This is a genomic window from Terrimonas alba (assembly GCF_042434975.1).
In the GTDB taxonomy this organism is placed as follows: Bacteria; Bacteroidota; Bacteroidia; order Chitinophagales; family Chitinophagaceae; genus Terrimonas_B; species Terrimonas_B alba.
In genome coordinates this window covers 1-934 of record NZ_JBHMQM010000048.1, presented here as the reverse complement: position 1 = coordinate 934, position 934 = coordinate 1, and the positions used below count along the sequence as shown (strand labels likewise).

The window sequence follows — 934 nt, the reverse complement described above, 5'->3', positions numbered from 1 at the left end:
AAAATGGCGGCAAAGGATTCCATAATACAACTAATGAAGCCTGCCCTGCAGCAAGCGTATGCAATAGATGACGATTACCTTATTGCAACTGTCAGTTGGTGGTATGGAGAAACGATGTATTACTGCAAGGCTATTGAACTCGCAACAATGTATTGTTTAAATGCGGTAGAAATCTTTGATAAAAGAGGAATAACGAATGATGCGTATAAATACCAATTTCTCGGAGAGCTTCTTTATACTACACGGGACTACGACAAAAGTATGTATTATGCCCGGAGAGCTATTGAAAATGAAAAAGACACTTCCCATGATGCGAGAGTAAATACGATGAGCCGTTGGAATACTATAGCACTTTGCTGGCTAAAAATTGGCAACTACGATTCTGCATTTCATTATTTTGATATTGCCATGCAAATGGCAAACGCGTTAAATTCGGAAGTTTGGAAAGGGATTATTTCGGGAAACAGAGGAATAGTCTATTTTTTACAAAAAAAATATGACATCGCTAAACCATTGCTTGAATTCGACTATAGCACGAGTAAAAAGCATGGCCAGGTAGCGAGTGCAATCAACGCGTTGGAACGGATAGCGAGAATCAATTTATTGCAGGGGAAAAAAGACATTGCCCTGCTGCAGGTGAAGGAAGGTATGCGAATGCTTCAACAACAACCGCAACAATATTCAAGTAGCCTTCAAAGGCTCTATTACGCCACAGCCGATGTATATCGTGCATTCGGCAACAATGACAGTTTTTATCATTATTTCCAATTATACAGTTACTTACACGATTCTACAGAGCGGGCTATTGCAAACAGCCGTTTGGAAATTTCCCGGCTTAGATTAGACAATCAGTCAAGCGTTTCTGAGCTTCGTGAACTTCAAAAAGAAAGAGACGCCGAAACACGGGAACGCAACTTAGTTATTGCGGCAATTG

1 protein-coding gene is annotated in these 934 nt (G+C 40.4%); it reads left to right on the top strand.

Going from position 1 to position 934, the window contains the following annotated elements; genetic code table 11:
* Window positions 1-33: 33 nt before the first annotated feature.
* A partial coding sequence (locus ACFEL9_RS26125) for a hypothetical protein (protein ID WP_385896359.1) occupies window positions 34-934 on the top strand: 901 nt, incomplete at its 3' end.